General features: G+C 67.3%; 13 protein-coding genes and 1 pseudogene. 7 read left to right on the plus strand and 7 right to left on the minus strand.

Annotated features, from left to right (window positions below; translation table 11 throughout):
• Window positions 1-24: 24 nt before the first annotated feature.
• The 6 genes from aceE to ACQ66H_RS04290 all read right to left on the minus strand — a co-directional run bounded on the left by aceE (window position 25) and on the right by ACQ66H_RS04290 (window position 8,479).
• Window positions 25-2,700, minus strand: a complete 2,676-nt coding sequence (aceE, locus tag ACQ66H_RS04265; RefSeq protein WP_430432949.1) for a pyruvate dehydrogenase (acetyl-transferring), homodimeric type — start codon at window positions 2,698-2,700, stop codon at window positions 25-27.
• 412 nt (window positions 2,701-3,112) lie between these two features.
• Window positions 3,113-4,549, minus strand: a complete 1,437-nt coding sequence (gene aldA / locus ACQ66H_RS04270; protein WP_430432950.1) for an aldehyde dehydrogenase — start codon at window positions 4,547-4,549, stop codon at window positions 3,113-3,115.
• A 24-nt stretch (window positions 4,550-4,573) separates the two neighbouring features.
• The gene (locus tag ACQ66H_RS04275; protein WP_018230257.1) at window positions 4,574-5,041 is read right to left on the minus strand and encodes a DUF1097 domain-containing protein; all 468 of its coding nucleotides are present in this window, start codon (window positions 5,039-5,041) and stop codon (window positions 4,574-4,576) included.
• A 56-nt stretch (window positions 5,042-5,097) separates the two neighbouring features.
• On the minus strand, window positions 5,098-5,973 hold the full coding sequence (locus tag ACQ66H_RS04280) for a transporter (RefSeq protein ID WP_430432951.1): 876 nt from the start codon (window positions 5,971-5,973) through the stop codon (window positions 5,098-5,100).
• 15 nt (window positions 5,974-5,988) lie between these two features.
• The gene (locus ACQ66H_RS04285) at window positions 5,989-7,755 is read right to left on the minus strand and encodes a PQQ-dependent dehydrogenase, methanol/ethanol family (protein ID WP_430432952.1); all 1,767 of its coding nucleotides are present in this window, start codon (window positions 7,753-7,755) and stop codon (window positions 5,989-5,991) included.
• Window positions 7,756-7,870: 115 nt separating this feature from the next.
• Complete coding sequence (locus ACQ66H_RS04290) at window positions 7,871-8,479, minus strand: ubiquinol-cytochrome c reductase iron-sulfur subunit (protein WP_430432953.1); 609 nt, start codon at window positions 8,477-8,479, stop codon at window positions 7,871-7,873.
• A gap of 385 nt (window positions 8,480-8,864) precedes the next feature.
• Here ACQ66H_RS04290 and ACQ66H_RS04295 point away from each other — a divergent pair.
• Window positions 8,865-10,792: pseudogene (locus ACQ66H_RS04295) on the plus strand (sigma-54-dependent Fis family transcriptional regulator).
• 150 nt (window positions 10,793-10,942) lie between these two features.
• On the opposite strand, the gene ACQ66H_RS04300 reads toward ACQ66H_RS04295, so the two are convergent.
• Window positions 10,943-11,653, minus strand: coding sequence for a FadR/GntR family transcriptional regulator (locus tag ACQ66H_RS04300; protein WP_430432954.1), 711 nt, complete (start codon window positions 11,651-11,653; stop codon window positions 10,943-10,945).
• A gap of 102 nt (window positions 11,654-11,755) precedes the next feature.
• Between ACQ66H_RS04300 and ACQ66H_RS04305 the strand changes: the two genes are divergently transcribed.
• The 6 genes from ACQ66H_RS04305 to ribD all read left to right on the plus strand — a co-directional run bounded on the left by ACQ66H_RS04305 (window position 11,756) and on the right by ribD (window position 17,246).
• Window positions 11,756-12,517, plus strand: a complete 762-nt coding sequence (locus tag ACQ66H_RS04305; protein WP_430432955.1) for a (Fe-S)-binding protein — start codon at window positions 11,756-11,758, stop codon at window positions 12,515-12,517.
• Complete coding sequence (locus ACQ66H_RS04310) at window positions 12,514-13,179, plus strand: LutC/YkgG family protein (RefSeq protein ID WP_430432956.1); 666 nt, start codon at window positions 12,514-12,516, stop codon at window positions 13,177-13,179. The genes ACQ66H_RS04305 and ACQ66H_RS04310 overlap by 4 nt, the downstream gene beginning before the upstream one ends.
• Window positions 13,176-14,621, plus strand: coding sequence for a LutB/LldF family L-lactate oxidation iron-sulfur protein (locus ACQ66H_RS04315; protein ID WP_430432957.1), 1,446 nt, complete (start codon window positions 13,176-13,178; stop codon window positions 14,619-14,621). Before ACQ66H_RS04310 ends, ACQ66H_RS04315 begins: the two co-directional genes overlap by 4 nt.
• Window positions 14,622-14,687: 66 nt before the next feature.
• The gene (locus ACQ66H_RS04320) at window positions 14,688-15,578 is read left to right on the plus strand and encodes a flagellar brake protein (protein WP_430432958.1); all 891 of its coding nucleotides are present in this window, start codon (window positions 14,688-14,690) and stop codon (window positions 15,576-15,578) included.
• Window positions 15,579-15,659: 81 nt separating this feature from the next.
• The gene (gene nrdR / locus ACQ66H_RS04325) at window positions 15,660-16,139 is read left to right on the plus strand and encodes a transcriptional regulator NrdR (RefSeq protein WP_019919492.1); all 480 of its coding nucleotides are present in this window, start codon (window positions 15,660-15,662) and stop codon (window positions 16,137-16,139) included.
• Window positions 16,140-17,246 (plus strand): bifunctional diaminohydroxyphosphoribosylaminopyrimidine deaminase/5-amino-6-(5-phosphoribosylamino)uracil reductase RibD, encoded by a 1,107-nt coding sequence (gene ribD / locus ACQ66H_RS04330; protein WP_430432959.1) that lies wholly within the window; start codon window positions 16,140-16,142, stop codon window positions 17,244-17,246. It abuts the gene before it with no gap.
• Window positions 17,247-17,296 lie beyond the last annotated feature (50 nt).

The following is a 17,296-nucleotide window of genomic DNA, read 5'->3' on the forward strand; positions in this document are numbered from 1 at the left end:
GATCCGCGGTCCGCTTCTTCCGACTCAGACGTACAGCGGGTTCGGCTTGGTCACGTCCAGACCGTAGCGCGCGATGGCGTCCGCCACCTTCGCCCGGTCCAGCGCACCGTCGTCGGCCAGCGCCTTCAGCGCCGCCACCGTCACCCAGTGTCTGTCCACCTCGAAATGCGAGCGCAGCGCCTCGCGCGTGTCCGAACGGCCGAAGCCGTCGGTGCCCAGCACGACGTAGCGGCGCGGCACATAGGCGCGGATCTGCTCGGCGAACAGGCGCACGTAGTCGGTGGCCGCGATCACCGGACCGCGCGTGTCGCGCAGGCAGTTCTCGACGTGCGAGGCGCGCGGCGTTTCCAGCGGGTTGAGCAGATTCCAGCGCGCGCAGTCGGCGCCGTCGCGGGCCAGCTGCGTGAAGCTCGGGCAGGACCACAGGTCGGATTCCACGCCCCAGTCGCTCTTCAGCAGGTCGGCGGCGGCGATCACCTCGCGGAAGATGGTGCCGCTGCCGGTCAGCTGCACGCGCGGGCCGTTGGAGGCGGCACCGCGGCGGAACAGGTACATGCCCTTCAGGATGTCCGCCTCGGCGCCTTCCGGCATCGCCGGGTGCTCGTAGTTCTCGTTCATCACCGTCAGGTAATAGAACACGTCCTCCTGTTCGGCCATCATGCGGCGCAGGCCGTCCTGCACGATGACGGCGACTTCGTACGAGAAGGTCGGGTCGTAGCTGATGCAGTTCGGCACTGCGCCGGACCACAGGTGGGAATGACCGTCCTCGTGCTGCAACCCTTCGCCGTTCAGCGTGGTGCGGCCGGCCGTGCCGCCGACCAGGAAGCCGCGCGAGCGCTGGTCGCCGGCGGCCCAGATCAGGTCGCCGATGCGCTGGAAGCCGAACATCGAATAGAAGATGTAGATCGGGATGGTCGCCACGCCGTGCACCGAGTAGGCGGTGGCGGCGGCGATCCAGTCGCTCATGCCGCCGGCTTCGTTGATGCCTTCCTGCAGGATCTGGCCGGTCTTCGATTCCTTGTAGAACATGAGCTGGTCGGCGTCCTGCGGCACGTACTTCTGGCCTTCCTGGTTCCAGATGCCGATCTGCCGGAACATGCCTTCCATGCCGAAGGTGCGCGACTCGTCCGGCACGATGGGCACGACGCGCTTGCCGATATGCGGGTCGCGCAGCAGGATGTTCATGATGCGTACGAAGGCCATCGTGGTGGACAGTTCGCGGCCTTCACCGGACGCTTTCAGCAGCGCATCGAAGGCCGACAGCGGGGGCACTTCGAGCGGTTCGGCCTTGGAACGACGCTGCGGCAGGTAGCCGCCGAGCGCCATCCGGCGCTCGCGCATATAGGCGACTTCCTTCGAGTTCTCGTCGAACTTCAGATAAGGCAGCGATTCCAGTTCGCTGTCCTTGATCGGCAGGTCGAAGCGGTCGCGGAATTCGCGCAGCGATTCCAGATCGACCTTCTTCTGCTGGTGCGAAATGTTCTGCGCCTCGCCCGAGCCACCCATGCCATAGCCCTTGATCGTCTTGGCCAGAATGACGGTGGGCTGGCCGGTGTGGTTCACCGCCGAGTGGTAGGCGGCATACACCTTGTGCGGGTCGTGGCCGCCGCGGTTCAGGCGGAAGATGTCGTCATTGCTCCAGTTGGCGACCATGGCCGCCAGTTCCGGGTACTTGCCGAAGAAGTGCTCGCGCACATAGGCGCCGTCGCGCGCCTTCATGGTCTGGTATTCGCCGTCAACTACTTCCATCATGCGCTGCGCCAGCAGGCCGGTCTTGTCCTGTGCCAGCAGCGGATCCCAGTAACTGCCCCACAGCAGCTTGATCACGTTCCAGCCGGCGCCGCGGAAATCGCCTTCGAGTTCCTGGATGATCTTGCCGTTGCCGCGCACCGGGCCGTCGAGGCGCTGCAGATTGCAGTTCACGACGAAGATCAGGTTGTCGAGCTTTTCGCGCGCGGCCATCGCGATCTCGCCCAGCGTTTCCGGCTCGTCGGTCTCGCCGTCGCCGATGAAGCACCACACCTTGCGGCCTTCGGTGTTGGCGATGCCTCGGTCCTGCAGATACTTCATGAAGCGGGCCTGGTAGATGGCCTGCAGCGGGCCAAGGCCCATCGATACGGTCGGGAACTGCCAGAAGTCCGGCATCAGCCACGGATGCGGGTAGCTCGACAGACCCTTGCCGCCGACTTCCTGGCGGAAGCTGTCGAGTTGCGCCTCGGTCAGGCGGTCCAGCATGAAGGCGCGGGCGTAGATGCCGGGTGCCGAGTGGCCCTGGAAGTAGATCAGATCGCCGCCGTGGGTCGGACTGGGCGCATGCCAGAACCAGTTGAAGCCCACGTCGTACAACGTGGCACTGGAGCCGAAGCTGGCGATGTGGCCGCCGACATTGGTGTCCTTGTTCGCGCGCAGCACCATGGCCATCGCGTTCCAGCGGATGTAGCTGCGGATGCGGTGCTCGATCTCGTAATCACCGGGCGCCTGCACCTGCTTGCCGGCCGGTATGGTGTTTACGTATGCCGTGGTGGCCGAGTACGGAATGTTGATGCCGGCGCGCCGCGACAGCTCGGTCAGCCGCTCGATCAGGTAATGCGCACGCTGCTCGCCGGCGTGTTCGATCACGCCTTCCAGCGCGTCGAGCCATTCCTGGGTTTCGACGGCATCCGGATCGGAAGCGAGCAGGGGATTGGGTAGTGCAGACATCCAGGCTTTCTCCTCTTTTTTGATCGAGCCGTTCGATCAGATGCACCGCCGATGCACAACCCGGTCGGGGCATGGAGCCCGCCCGGGGTCGTCAGCGTGCCGGGCGAGGAGAAACTCGTCCGAGGCGCCTGTCCGTCTGCGCATGGGTGATGCAAGTGTCAACAGCTCTGAAGCGGCAGCGGGTAGCTGCCATGGCAGCGTCGAACGCAGGGATCGCCCGCGTCAACGTGTCGCAATTATGGACACCCCCCGGACTTGCCGCCAGTGGTGGAAAACCGAAATCCGGTCGTCCGGCCGCAAAAAAGCGGGCAACTCCGGGGCCGGAGTGCCCGCAACCGAGGAGATCGTCTGGTCTTGTACAAGACCCGGATGGCGTACGACGGGTGAGGGATCGCCTCACCCGGATCGCGCGTCAGCCGTGCTGTATGTAGGCCACGTGGGTTTCCGTGTACTCGTACAGCCCGTGCTTGCCGTCGGCCCCGCCGATGCCCGACTTGCGGCGGCCAGCGTGGAAACCCTGCATCGCTTCGAAGTTCTCGCGATTGACATAGGTCTCACCGAACTGCAAGTCGCGGATCGCGCGCATTGCAGCATTGAGGTCGCGCGTATAGACCGACGAGGTCAGGCCGTAGTCCGACGCGTTGGCGTGAGCCACCGCCTCGTCCAGATCGTCGACCAGCTGCAACGGCAGCACCGGGCCGAAGATTTCGCGGCGCATGATGTCCATGTCGGCGTGGCAGTTGATCAGCACCGTGGGCTCGTAGTGATAGCCCGACGCGCGGTCGGCGATCTGGCCACCGAGCACGCACTGGGCGCCGTCGCGCTTGGCCTGTTCGACCATGGCGGCGACCTTGTCCAGGCCTTCCTTGTTCACCAGCGGGCCCATGTCGATGCTCGGGTCGGCGATCGGATCGCCGTAGCGGGTGGCGGCCATCTTCGCGGTGAGCTTGGTGATGAACTCGTCGGCGACTGCGCGCTGCACGTAGATGCGTTCGGCGCAGTTGCACACCTGCCCGGTGTTGATGACGCGCGAGGCGGTGATCGCGGTCGAGGCGAGATCGAGGTCGGCATCGGCCAGCACGATGGCCGGCGCCTTGCCGCCCAGTTCCAGATTGACGCGGGTCAGGTTGCGGCCGGCGGCCTGCATGATGCGGCTGCCGGTTTCGACGCTGCCGGTGAAGCTCACCATGTCGATGGCGCGGCTGCCGGTCAGCGCGGCGCCGGTGGTCTCACCGCGGCCGCCGACCAGGTTGAACACGCCGCGCGGCAGTTCGGCCGCGTGCACCAGCTTCGCGAACAGGAAGGCGTTGAGCGGCGTTTCCTCGCTCGGCTTGATCACGATGGTGTTGCCGGTGACCAGTGCCGGCGCCATCTTGCGGGCGATCAGGAAGAGCGGGAAGTTCCACGGCAGCACGCCGGCGACCACACCGACCGGCTTGCGCAGCAGGAAGATGCTTTCGCCCGGGCGGTCGCTGGTCAGCACCTCGCCCTCGATGCGACGCGCCCATTCCGCCATGTAGTCGAGGTAGTCGGCAGTGAAGTCGACCTCGACGCGCGCCAGCCCCAGCGTCTTGCCCTGTTCCAGCGTCAGCAGGCGCGCCATCTCCTCGCGCACGCCGCGCAGGCCTTCGGCTACCTTGCGCAGATGCGCTGCGCGCTGGATGGCCGGCAGCTTCGCCCATTGCGGCTGTGCCGCACGGGCGGCGGCGATCGCGCGTTCGACCGCGGCGACGCCGGCTTCAGGCACCGTGTCGAGCAAGGCGTGCGTGGCCGGGTTGAACACCTCGATGCGGGTGGCGACGTCGGCCTCGTCGAAGCGTCCGTCGATGTAATTGTGATGGGTACTCATTGCAGCTTCTCCTTGGGACGGAAATCAGGCGGCGCGCGTCATGCGTTTGCCGAAGGATTCGGACAGGTAGCCGAAGGTGAGGCCGGCGACCCAGGTCAGGCCGACGAACAGCGCCTTCTCGAAGGTGTCGCCGGTGGCGCCGAAATAGGTGGCCGCGCCAAGGAAGGCGGCCGGTGTGTAGGACAGCGCCGCGACGTCGGCCATCGCCACCAGCACGAAGGCCAGCACCGCGACCAGCAGCGCCAGCGCCGGCAGGCTGCCGCCGGCCAGCGCGACCAGCCACATCGTGCCGGCGGTCAGCACGACGCCGGCCAGCGCGGCGAAGGCCGATTTGCCGAGCGCCTGACTGCCGCCGCCAGCGGCGAAGAAGGTGGCCCAGGCGACGAAGCCTATCCACGGGTTCAGCTGCAGGTTCGGCATGCCGATGCTCAGGCAGACCCACAGTGCGACCAGCAGGGCGATGCTCAGTGCGAGTGCGTGCAGCAGTTTCATTTGATGCCTCCTTGAGTGAGGCCGGAGGCGCGCCGCGGCACGCCTCCGGCCGGGACTTACCAGACGTAGGCGTACTTGATGTTGATGCTGTTGTTGACCGGCCGGTTCTCGCCCTCGATGCCGTGCGAGTAACGCAGCGCGATCGATTGGTTGCCGTAGTAATGGAACATCACGCCGAGCGAACCATCGAAGCCCCACGAGTCACCGGCGCCGTTGCGGCCGCTGATGCGCTCGTAGTCGACACCGGCGAACGGCTCCAGCCAGTCGTTTACGCGATAGCCGAAGCGGTTGTTGGTGTGCCACAGCATGCCCGGCCGGTTGCCGTCGTCGCGCCGGCTCTGCGCGACGAAGCCCAGGTCGCCGGTCCAGCCGATGCGCTCGGTCAGCGGCACGTACCACAGCAGGCTGGAAAGGTTCTTCCAGTTGGTGTCGCTGACGTCCTTGTCGCCGATCGGGATCTGCAGGAAGGTCTGGAAACCCAGCGTCGAACCGGGCGTCGGCTTGTACCAGATGGCCGCGCCGGTGATGGTGTCGCCGAAACCGCTGATATGGCGCGCGTCAGGATCAACGGCGTCGCGGTTGCGGATGCCCACCGTCGGCTGGATGACCTCGAAGGCCAGACCGATGTTGCGGTTCGACTCGGGCGTCCAGAAGCGCACGTACTTCGACAGGCCGATGATCTTCTGCGCGCTGTTGCCGCGCTGGCGATCACCGTCATTGTCGAACAGCCGGCTGTCGCGCTGCACGGTGGCGTACTGCACGAACACGTTGAACGGCTGGTCGAAGTTCACCGGCAGGTCGTACTCGTGCGGACCGATCACGTCGAAGGTGGTCTGGGCGCTGGCGCTGCCGGACAGCAGCGCCAGTGCGATACCGGCAGCGGAGACGACAGCCTTTGCGGCGCGGATGGGAGTGTTTGCAGCAGTGCTCATGAGGGTATGTCCTTGTTATGGTTTGTCAGGCAGGCGCTCGGCAGAGCGGGCGCCCCGGCGGATCACTTTTTGGGCAGCTTGAACACCCAGATCACGCCGCCCTGCGGCACGGTGGTCTTCTTGTCGAGCACCGCGTTGAACGCGCCCTGCATGCGCTCGGCATCGACGCCCCAGCCGGACTGCACGGCGACATACTGTTCGCCATCGACCTCGAAGCTGGAGGGCACGCCGGTCACGCCCGAGTTGGTCGGGAATTCCCACAGCAGCTTGCCGGTGCTGGCGTTGAAGGCGCGGAACTTGCGGTCGTTGGTGCCACCACCGAACACGAGATTGCCGGCCGTGGTCATCAGCGGGCCCCAGTTCATTTCCGGGTAGGTGTGGGTCCACGCCTTTGCCGGTCTTGAGGTCCCAGGCCTGGACCTCGCCGATGTGCACCTTCGACTCCGGCGTCATGCGCACATTGGTGAGCACGTTCTCGATCGACACGCCGAGGTAGAGATCGCCCTTGTTGTACTTGACCGGCTCGCCGGTCAGTTCCGAGCACAGATTGTTCTGCGCCGGGATGTAGAGCAGGCCGGTGTGCGGGTTGTAGGCCTCGGGCGGCCAGTCCTTTCCACCCCACAGCGAGGGGCAGAAGTTCACCGTCTTGCCGGTGGCGGGGATGCGCGCCGGGTCATAGGTCGGGCGACCGGTCTTCGGGTCGAGCTGGGTGAATACGTTCTGCGTGACATAGGGCCAGGCATCGACGTAGTTCACCTTGCTGTCGGTGCGCTCCAGCATCCACAGATAGCCGTTGCGGCCGGCGTGCACCAGCGACTTCACCTTCTTGCCCTTGTGCTCGAGGTCGATCAGCAGCGGGGCGGATACCTCGTCCCAGTCCCACGAATCGTTGTGGTGATACTGGTGGTAGCCCTTGAGCTTGCCGGTGTTGACATCCAGTGCCAGCACCGAGTTGGCGTACAGGTTGTCGCCGCTGCGCGTGTCGGCCATCCACGGGCCGGCGTTGCCGACACCCCAGAAGGCGAGGTTGGTGTCCGGGTCGTAGGTGCCGGTGATCCACACAGAGCCGCCGCCGCGCTTGTAGGTATCGCCCGGCCAGCTGTCGCCGCCCGGTTCGCCGGGGCCGGCGATGGTGTAGGTCCGCCACGCTTCCTTGCCGGTGTCGGCATCGAAGGCGGCGACGAAACCACGGATGCCGTATTCGCCACCAGAACTGCCGATCATGATCTTGCCCTTGGCGGCCAGTGGCGCCAGCGTCATGTAGTAGCCGGACTTCCAGTCGGCCACAGCGGTCTTCCACACCTCCTTGCCGGTCTTGGCGTCGAGCGCGACCAGGAAGGCGTCGGTGGTGGCGATGTAGACGCGGTCACCGTACAGCGCGACACCGCGGTTGGTCGGGTGCAGCTGCTGCAGTTCGTCCGGAATGGTTTTCTTGTAGCGCCAGATCTCCCGACCGGTCTTCGCTTCCAGGCAGATGACCTGGTTGTTCGGTGTGGCGACGAACATGTAGCCGTTGTTCACGATGGGCGGCGCCTGATGCCCTTCGGTCATGCCGGTCGAGAATGCCCAGGCCAGCTGCAGCTTGTCGACGTTCTTGTCGCTCACCTGCTTGAGCGGGCTGTAGCCCCAGCCGGCGTAGTTGGCGCGGTACATCAGCCAGTTCTGCGCCTCAGGCTTGTTCAGCCGCGCGTCGGTCACCGGCGTGTAGGCCGGCAGCGCACCGGCCACCAGCGGTGCGAGCAGTGCCGCCGCGACGGCGGTCCGCTTCATCATGGTTCTCATGCTTCCTCCTGTGTTTTAGGGCGAAGGTGTGGTCGCGCTTCGTGGGCGCGACCGCTGCTGCAGCCCGGACGCTTCGCCTTGTGACGTCCGGACGGTGTAAAGCGGGATCGGCCGGTCAGCCCTTGCGCACGCCGGGGACGGAGCTGAACGCGCCGGCCACCACCAGCTCGCCGTTCTCGCTCTTCAGCGGCAGCCAGGGCAGGGCGCGTCCAGCTGGACCCGCGGTGACGGCACCGGCCTTCAGCGGGTCGAATTTGGAGAAGTGGCAGAAACAGAACATCGCGCCGCCATTGGCGTCCCACTCGCTCACCTCGCAGCCCTGGTGGGTGCACACCGCCGAGTAGGCGAGCACGCCGTCGGCGCTGCGGGCGCGGGTTTCGTCGTCGAGCGACGCCGGGTCGAAGCGCATCAGGATGACGCGACCCAGACGGCTGCCGTCGCGCACGAGCGCATCGGTCACGGCGAAGGGCAGCGCGCGTACGGGCTTGCTGGTGAGCGGAATGTCGGCGACCTTCAGCGGCTGCGGCGTGTCTTCGTCGTCCATGCGCACCAGACGGTCGCCCGGTTGCGGCGGCAGGTCGGCCGGCTCGCTGGCCTGTGCGCCACGCAGGCCGCTGCCAAGCATGACGGTGACCGCGATGGCGGCCTTCATTGCATCGCGACGCTGCATGCAGCAGGGGGCGCACGCGCTGTCGGCGACTTTTTTCGTGTTGTCCTTGTCCATGGTCTCCTCGCTGTTTTGGGTGTGGCGAACAGCGCTGGAGCGAGCGGCGTGCCATGTGCCGGACGTGGCCTCGATATGCGTATGGGCTGTGTTGCAGACGTGTTTCAAACGACGCAGCGACGCCGGATTTGCCCGCCAGAACGGGGAATCCATCCCGCGAACAAGCCGGGTCGAGGGCGGCGGGAATTCCCGCTCAGGTGAGACGGAATCTCACTCGAAGTGAGACAAATCCTTGTAATTCAGTGGCTTGCAGGGGTGTTGCGATGCTGCGGTGCAGCGGAGATTCCGCTTGAAGCGCGCGGAAGGCGTCTCCTACACTGTCGCGAAAACAGCCGGCGGCCGGACCGCACGGCGATGACGAAAACGGGTAGGAGGAGGACGGGCCATGCGATTCAGGGACGAGTTTTCGCAGCACATGAGGCGGGTCGCCGCGGCGTCGGACGCGCGCGCCGGCGCGCTCGCGCTGGCCGGCGAGGAGCGCATCGCCGACTCGTGGCGGCGCTCGATGGAGCTCTACCGGGTGACCCCGAAGTGCCGGCGGCGCCGCGCATCCTCAGTGCGGCGGAGGTGCGCGAGCGCTGCGGGCGCATCGAATCCTTCCTGCAGCTCGCGCGCCTCGGCGTGGGCAAGCTGCACAGCCAGATCAAGGACGCCGGCTACTGCGTGCTGATGACCGACGCCGACGGCAGCACGGTCGATTTCCGCGGTCTGCCGACCATAGACCACGAATTCAAATCGCGCGGTTTCCGTGTCGGCGCCTGCTGGTCCGAACAGGACGAAGGCACTTGCGGCGTCGGCACGACGCTGGTCGATCGCGCGCCCATCCTGGTGCACAAGGGTGAGCACTTCCGTGCCTACAACATCGGCATCACCTGCAGCGCGGCACCGATATTCGGTCCGGACAACGACATCATGGGCGTGCTGAACGCCTCGGCGCTGGCCTCACCGGACGACCGGCGCAGCCAGTCGGTGGTGTTCCAGCTGGTGGCGCAGAACGCCCGCTTCATCGAGAACGCCTGGTTCATCGAAGCCAACCGCCACCGGTGGACGCTGCAGATTGGTGGCATCGGCCGCGGACTGGAGCCGGAACGCAGCTACCTGCTGGCGCTGGACGAGCGCGGCTACGTGGTGCAGGCCAATTTCCTCGCCCATGTCGAACTGCTGGAGCACGCGGGTCCGCTGCCGCGTGCCTTCCATGAAGTGTTCGATCTGAGCGCCGACGAATTGCTGCGCGCCGCGCACGACCGCCCGGGCATGCCGGTCGCGCTGCGTCGGCTCACGACCGGCCAGGCGCTGTCGGCCATCGTGCGCGTGCCGGAGCAGCGACGGGTCACGCGGCGTGCGGTGCAGGGGCGGCACGACTTCAGCACGCTGACCGCGCGCGACACCCGCCTGGTCAGTGACATCCAGCGTCTGAAGCGCATCGTGAACAGCCGCCTGCCCATCCTGCTGCTCGGCGAAACAGGCTCCGGCAAGGAAGCGTTCGCGCACGCCATCCACGCGCAGAGCGAGCGGCGCGACAAGCCCTTCGTTGCGCTGAACTGCGCGGCGATTCCGGAGAACCTGATCGAGAGCGAACTGTTCGGCTACCGCGAAGGCGCATTCACCGGCGCCAAGGCGAAGGGCGAGGCGGGCAAGATCCAGCTGTCCAGCGGCGGCACGCTCTTTCTCGACGAGATCGGCGACATGCCGCTGCCGCTGCAGACACGGCTGCTGCGCGTGCTGGCCGAAGGCGAGGTGCTGCGTCTGGGCGGCACCGAACCGGAGAAGGTCGATCTGAACGTCATCTGCGCCACCCACCGCGATCTCGAATCGCTGGTTGCAGCCGGCCGTTTCCGCGAGGACCTCTTCTACCGGCTCAACGCCGCGACCTTCACCTTGCCGCCACTGCGTGCGCGCAGCGACCGGCGCGACGTTCTGCAGCAGGTGTTCGACGAGGAGTGCGCCGCGGCCGGTCGCGACATCGAACTGCCGGCGGCACTGGCGGAAGAGCTGATGGGTTACGCCTGGCCCGGCAACATCCGCCAGCTGCGCAACACGCTGCGCTATGCGGTGGCGGTGTGCGAATCGGACACGATGTCGCGCGAGCATCTGCCGGACAACATCCTGCGCGCGCTCGACGAGCCGCCACCCGCTCTCGCGCTGCCGCGCAGTGACGCCGAGGCCGACGAGCGGCGGCGCATCGTCGAAGCGATGGAGGCTACCGGCTGGCGCGCCACCGAGGCGGCCGCGCTGATCGGCATGCCGCGCGCCACCTTCTACCGCCGGCTCAGCCGCTACGGCTTGGGTCGCGGGCGCTTCCCGAGCCGCTGACGCAGCGCATTGCGGGTGCAGTCGGGGTCAGAAGACCCCTCCCACAGAACCCGGCGCCGGCCGCGTGTCGGGCGCGATCCCTGTGGGAGCGGCCTTGGCCGCGACGGGGCGGATGCTTGCCGCGGACGTCGATTCCGACCGCCGTCGAGATCAGGGCAGCGCGCCCGCAGCATCGGGCGCCAGCCGCGCCCGCACGAAGTCGATGTGCGCGTACATGGTGGCGCGCGCCTGCTCTGGTGCCCGTGCGCGGATCGCCTCCCACAGCGCGAAGTGCTGCTGCCACAGCGCCTCCGCCACCGCGCGGTCGCCGAAGCGCAGGCCGGCGTGGTTGTGCGCCATGTGTTCGCGGTGCAGCGCCAGCAGATTGGCCTGCAGATAGCCGAACATCGCGTTGTGCGCGGCGGTCGCGATGGCGCCGTGCCACACCGAATCGAGCAGCACCTCCTGCGCTTCGTCATCGTTGCGCCGGGCGCGGCGCAGGCGGTCGATCACGCCGCGCAGCATTGTCAGGTCGGCACGCGTCGCGCGCTCAGCCGCGAAGGCGGCCGCCTCGCCTTCGAGTACGCGGCGGAATTCCAGCATGTCCTTGCCGAGGTGCGGGTGTTCGGTCAGCAGCTGGCGCCACGGTGAAGTGAGGCCACCGTGAAGGCGGTCGGTCACATAGACGCCACTGCCCACGCGGCTGCTCAGCAGACCGCGCGCGGACAGGCGCTGCACCGCTTCGCGCAGCGTGCCGCGTGAGACGCCGAGTTCTTCCGCGAGCGCGCGTTCGGCCGGCAGTCGGGCGCCGGCGGCGTAGCGGCCGTCGAGCAGGCGGCTTTCGAGTTCGCGGGTGGCGCGGTCGGCGGCGGTGGGCGGCATGGTGACGTGTCCAGGAGAATTGGTCCGACCAATTTTGCCTGAAGCGACGGCGCCGCGATCATCCCGTTCCATCGCACCTACGGGTGCCCACCGGAGCTTCCGATGCACGCAGATCGCCCGCCGCGCCCCGATCAGGTCTATCTGTTCGGTACCTGCCTGATCGACCTCTTCGTGCCACAGGCCGGCGTCGATGCGGTGCGTCTGCTGGAACGCGAAGGACTGACCGTGCATTTCCCGCATGCCCAGAGCTGCTGCGGCCAGCCGGCCTTCACCAGCGGTAACCCGGACGAGGCGCGCCGCGTGGCGGCGGCGCAGATCGCGCTGTTCGACCAGCCCTGGCCCATCGTCGTGCCGTCCGGCTCCTGTGCCGGCATGATGCGTCACCACTGGTCAACGCTGTTCGACGACGATCCTGCGATGCAGGCGCGCGCCCGTGAAGTGGCCGGCCGTGTGCATGAGCTGGCCGGCTTCCTGGTCGAGGTACTGCACGTGGACTACTCGATGGCAAGCTCCGAACCGGTCACTGTCGGCCTGCACACCTCGTGCAGTGCACGGCGCGAAATGGGCACCCGCGCGCACGGCGTGCAATTGCTGTCGGCATTGCCCGGCGTAACGCTCGACACGCACGTCAACGAATCGGAATGCTGCGGTTTCGGCGGCGTGTTCTCGCTCAAGCATGCGGACATATCGGGCGCCATCGTGCGCGACAAGGTGGCCAGCCTGTCGGCGGTCTGCGAACGCTTCGTCACTGCCGACTGCGGCTGCATGCTGAACATTTCGCACGCGGCGGAACACCAGGGTCGGGCGCTGCGTGGCGAGCATCTGGCGAGCTTCCTGCTGCGTCAACTGGAGGGGCAGGCGTGAGTGCGCGCGACCGCATCCTCGCCCGCCTGCGCGCGGCCGAGCCGGGCGCGCCGGTGACGCCGCCGGACGTGGCGGCCTACTACGCGCAGCGACCACGACTGACGCCGGACGAGCGCCTGCAGCAGCTGTGTGCGCGACTGCGCGCCTCGCGCGCCGAGGTGATGGTGGCGCAGCCGGCGGAATGGGCGCGCATTGCAGCCGATGCGCTGCACCTGCGCGGCGTGCGTCGCCTGGCACTGAACGGCGACGCGCGCGCCGACGAGCTGGCGGCGACCTTGCCGTCCGCCATCGAAGCGGTGCGCTTCGACGGCGCGATCGAGTCCTGGACGCAGGAGATGTTTGCGACCATCGATGCCGGTTTCACACCGGCCTCCGCCGGCATTGCGGCCACCGGCGCGCTGCTGCTGAACCACGGCGGCGCACTGCCGCGTACGCTGTCGCTGGTGCCGCCGATCAGCCTGGTCTGCGTCAACGCGCGCGACCTGTATGACGACCTGCACCACGCGTCGAGCAGCCAGCGCTGGGCCGACGACATGCCGACCAACCGCGTGCTGGTGTCCAGCCCCTCGCGCACCGCCGACATCCAGCAGACGCTGGCCTACGGCGCGCACGGCCCGCGCGAACTGATCGTGGTGGTGATCGCGGACGGAGAGACGGCATGAGCGCCCAGCCCCTGCATTTCGTGTCGCCGGCGCAGTTCCGCGACCGCGTCAGCGAGGCGCTGGCGGACGAGGGACTGCGCGACAACTTCCGCAGCGCAATGAACTTCCTGCGCGACAAGCGCGCCAGCCAGTTTCCGGACCCGGCGGAAACCGAGGCGCTGCGCGATCTGGGCGAGGCGGTGCGCAAGCACGCGCTGGCGCAGCTGCCGGCATTGCTGGAGAAGCTGGAGGCGAATCTGCAGGCGCGTGGCGTCGAGGTGCACTGGGCGGAAACGCCGGACGAGGCGTGCGCCATCATCCATCGCATCGCCACCGATGCCGGCGCGACGCGCGTGATCAAAGGCAAGTCCATGGTGAGCGAGGAGGTGGAACTGAATCACTACCTCGAAGCGCGCGGCGTCGAGTGTCTCGAATCGGACATGGGCGAGTACATCGTGCAGCTGGCCGGCGAACGGCCGTCGCACATCGTCATGCCGGCCATCCACAAGACGAAGCAGGACATCGCGCGGCTGTTCGAACAGAAGATTCCGGACGCCGGCTACACCGAAGACGTCAACGCGCTGATCCGCACCGGCCGCGAGGTGCTGCGCGAGCGCTTCATGCAGGCCGACATCGGCATTTCCGGCGTCAATTTCGCGATCGCCGAAACCGGCACGCTGTGGCTGGTCGAGAACGAGGGCAATGGGCGGCTGTCAACGACGGTGCCGGACATCCACATCGCGATGATGGGCATCGAGAAGGTGGTCGATACGCTGGAACACGCGATGCCGCTGGCCAGCCTGCTGCCGCGCTCGGCCACCGGTCAGGCGGCGACCACCTATTTCAACCTGATCACCGGCCCGCGCCGGCCCGGCGACCAGGACGGGCCGCGGCGCATGCATCTGGTGCTGCTCGACAACGGTCGCACCCAGGCCTACGCCGACGCTCAGCTGCGCGCGACGCTGCAATGCATACGCTGTGGCGCCTGCATGAACCACTGCCCGGTCTACGCGCGCGTCGGCGGCCACGCCTACGGCACCACCTATCCGGGGCCGATCGGCCAGATCCTGTCGCCGCATCTGCTCGGGCTGGACGACAGCCGCGACCTGCCGACCGCCTCCAGCCTGTGCGGCGCCTGTGCCGAGGTGTGCCCGGTGCGCATCCCGATTCCGTCGCTGCTGATGCGTCTGCGTACCGAAGCCAATCGCGCGCCGGGCGCGGCGGTGGCGCAGCCGCTGGCCGGGCAGGGCGCCTCGTTCAGCGTCGGCCAGAAGCTGGTGTGGCGCTTCTGGAGCGGCATCTACGCCAGCCCGGGCCGTTACCGGCTGCTGCGCTGGGCGGCCACCCGCTTTCGCTGGCTGGCACCACGACACCAGATGGGCTGGACGCAGCACCGCACGCCGCTGGTCCCGGCGGCGCGCAGCCTGCACGATCTGATGAAGGCGCGTGGTCAGCGGCGCTGAGCGGCCGCTTCAAGTTTCGGCGCGGCCTGTCGATACCCCGGGGATACCGCTGCCTCCGAGGCCGTCATGATTCCCGTGCGCAAGACCGATGTGGTGCTGGGCAAGCCCCTGCCGTATTCGCTGTACGACCAGAACAACAAGCTGCTGCTGAAGGCCGGCGTCGTGGTGCAGACGCAGAACCAGCTCGACGTGCTGAGCGAGCGTGGTCTGTACCGCGACCGCATGGCCGCTAATCAGGTGCAGGCGCCGTCCAGCATCGTGCCGGACGGTGAGCCGGCGCCGGACAAGGAGGGCATCCTGCTCGAGCTGGAGGACATCCGGCTGCAGGTCGGCGACCTGCTGCAACTGCAGGGCGCGGCCACCGACGCACCGCGCCACGCGGTGAAGCTGCTCGGCTACGCCAAGGGGCGCAGCGTCATGGTGACGCCGCCGATGGTCGATGGTGCCTATGCCATGTTGAAGCAGGATGCTGCCGTCGTTCTGCGTTTCTTCTCCGGCAAGAGCGTGTATGCCTTCCCGGCACACGTGCTGAAGATGTCGAACACGCCCTTTCCCTACTTGCACCTGAGCTATCCGAAGAAGGTGCGCGGCATGCGCGTGCGTCGCGCCCAGCGCGCCAGCGTGCGGCTGATCACTTCGCTGACCGACATGTATGGCGCGCTGTATGCCGGCACCCTGATCGATATCAGCAAGGGCGGGGCGTTGCTGGCCGCGAAGGCGGCGCTCGGCGAGATCGGCGACCTGCTGCAGCTGAAGTTCCGGCTGCAGTTCGACGATATCGACCAGTTCGTGCACGTGAGGGCGGGCATCCGCTCGGTGCGCAGCAATCCGGACGCGGAAAGTGAGGCGCATGCGGTGCAGCACGGGCTGGAGTTCGTCGAAGTGCAGGGCAGCGACCGGCTGGCGCTGTCAGCCTATACCTATCAGAAGCTGATCGAAGCGAGCGACGTGGCCTGAATCTGCGCTTGCGCGGACGAAATGCGGCGCAATGCCGCATCCGGGCGTAACATTCGCGCCGTCCATGCACGGAGCGACGCCATGAAATGCCCGTTCTGCAGCTCCCCTGATACCCAGGTGGTCGAAACCCGCGAAAGCGAGGATGGCGACATCATTCGTCGCCGGCGCCGCTGTGCGCACTGCGACAAGCGCTTCACCACCTACGAGCGGGTCGAGCTGAAGATGCCGCAGATCGTCAAGAAGGACGGTCGGCGCGCCGACTACGATCGCGAAAAGCTGCGCGCCAGCATGATGCTGGCGCTGCGCAAGCGCCCAGTCACCACCGAGTCGGTGGATCTGGCGATGGACCGCATCGAGGAGCGCCTGCTCACGATGGGGGTACGCGAACTGGCGACCGACCGCCTCGGCGAACTGGTGATGCGCGAGCTGAAGAAGCTCGACAAGATCGGCTACATCCGCTTCGCCAGCGTCTATCGCAACTTCGAGGACGTCGATGAATTTTCCGAGGTCGTGCGCGAGGTGACCAAGCCGCCGCGCGCGCCGCGCAAGACGGGAGGCTGAATGGCGCACGACGCCACGCTTGACACACTTTTCATGGCGCGCGCGCTGAAGCTGGCCGCGCGTGGTCTGTGGACCACCTCGCCGAATCCGCGCGTCGGCTGCGTTCTGGTGCGCGACGGGCAGGTCGTCGGCGAAGGCTGGCATGAGAAGGCCGGCGAACCCCACGCAGAAGTGCATGCGTTGCGCGCCGCCGGCGAAGCCGCGCGTGGGGCGACCGCCTATGTCACGCTGGAACCCTGCAGCCACCACGGCCGCACGCCACCCTGTGCCGAAGCGCTGATCTCCGCGGGGGTCGCGCGCGTGGTCGCCGCTATGCAGGACCCGAATCCGCTGGTCGCCGGCAACGGTCTGGCACGCCTACACGCTGCGGGCATCGCGACCGAATGCGGCGTGCTGGAAGCCGACGCGCGCGAGCTGAACATCGGTTTCGTGTCGCGCATGACGCGCGGCAAGCCCTGGGTCAGGCTGAAAACTGCCTCGACGCTGGACGGCGTGACGGCGCTGGAGAACGGCGTCAGCCAGTGGATCACCGGCGCTGCGGCCCGGCGCGACGGTCACCGCTGGCGGGCACGCGCCTGTGCCGTGCTGTCCGGTATCGGCACGGTGATCGAGGATGACCCCAGCCTGACCGTGCGCGAGGTCGATACCCCGCGCCAGCCGCTGCGCATCATCGTCAACGCCCGGCTGCAGCTGACGCCGCAGGCGAAGCTGTTCGCAGACATCGAACGCTCACCGCTGCTGGTGGTGTGCGCGTCCGACGACACGCCGAAGGCGCAGGCCCTGTGCGACGCCGGCGCCGAACTGCTGGTGCTGCCGAACGAGGGTGGCAAGGTCGATCTGCCCGCGATGTTCCAGGCACTGGGAGCGCGCGGCCTGAACGAGGTGCATGCCGAATCCGGTCACAAGCTGAACGGGTCGCTGATGCGTGAGGGCTGCGTGGACGAACTGCTGATGTATCTGGCGCCCACCGTGATCGGGCGCGGCATGGGCCTGTTCAACCTTGGTCCCTTCGACACGCTGGCGCAGCGCATCGATGTCAACATCCGCGACCTGCGGGCGGTCGGCAAGGACTGGCGGCTGCTGGCCCGGCTTAGACCTTCGTCGTAAGCGCGGACTTCGGCACAGGCTGCAGACGGGGTCAGAAGACCACTCCCACA

The organism is Methyloversatilis sp., from assembly GCF_965284615.1.
In the GTDB taxonomy this organism is placed as follows: Bacteria; Pseudomonadota; Gammaproteobacteria; order Burkholderiales; family Rhodocyclaceae; genus Methyloversatilis.

Bases quoted from the DNA above. Each gene is read 5' to 3' on its own strand.
- aceE (WP_430432949.1), bottom strand. From the start codon at position 2,700: ATGTCTGCACTACCCAATCCCCTGCTCGCTTCCGATCCGGATGCCGTC.
- aldA (WP_430432950.1), bottom strand. From the start codon at position 4,549: ATGAGTACCCATCACAATTACATCGACGGACGCTTCGACGAGGCCGAC.
- ACQ66H_RS04275 (WP_018230257.1), bottom strand. From the start codon at position 5,041: ATGAAACTGCTGCACGCACTCGCACTGAGCATCGCCCTGCTGGTCGCA.
- ACQ66H_RS04280 (WP_430432951.1), bottom strand. From the start codon at position 5,973: ATGAGCACTGCTGCAAACACTCCCATCCGCGCCGCAAAGGCTGTCGTC.
- ACQ66H_RS04285 (WP_430432952.1), bottom strand. From the start codon at position 7,755: ATGAGAACCATGATGAAGCGGACCGCCGTCGCGGCGGCACTGCTCGCA.
- ACQ66H_RS04290 (WP_430432953.1), bottom strand. From the start codon at position 8,479: ATGGACAAGGACAACACGAAAAAAGTCGCCGACAGCGCGTGCGCCCCC.
- ACQ66H_RS04300 (WP_430432954.1), bottom strand. From the start codon at position 11,653: ATGCCGCCCACCGCCGCCGACCGCGCCACCCGCGAACTCGAAAGCCGC.
- ACQ66H_RS04305 (WP_430432955.1), top strand. From the start codon at position 11,756: ATGCACGCAGATCGCCCGCCGCGCCCCGATCAGGTCTATCTGTTCGGT.
- ACQ66H_RS04315 (WP_430432957.1), top strand. From the start codon at position 13,176: ATGAGCGCCCAGCCCCTGCATTTCGTGTCGCCGGCGCAGTTCCGCGAC.
- ACQ66H_RS04320 (WP_430432958.1), top strand. From the start codon at position 14,688: ATGATTCCCGTGCGCAAGACCGATGTGGTGCTGGGCAAGCCCCTGCCG.
- nrdR (WP_019919492.1), top strand. From the start codon at position 15,660: ATGAAATGCCCGTTCTGCAGCTCCCCTGATACCCAGGTGGTCGAAACC.
- ribD (WP_430432959.1), top strand. From the start codon at position 16,140: ATGGCGCACGACGCCACGCTTGACACACTTTTCATGGCGCGCGCGCTG.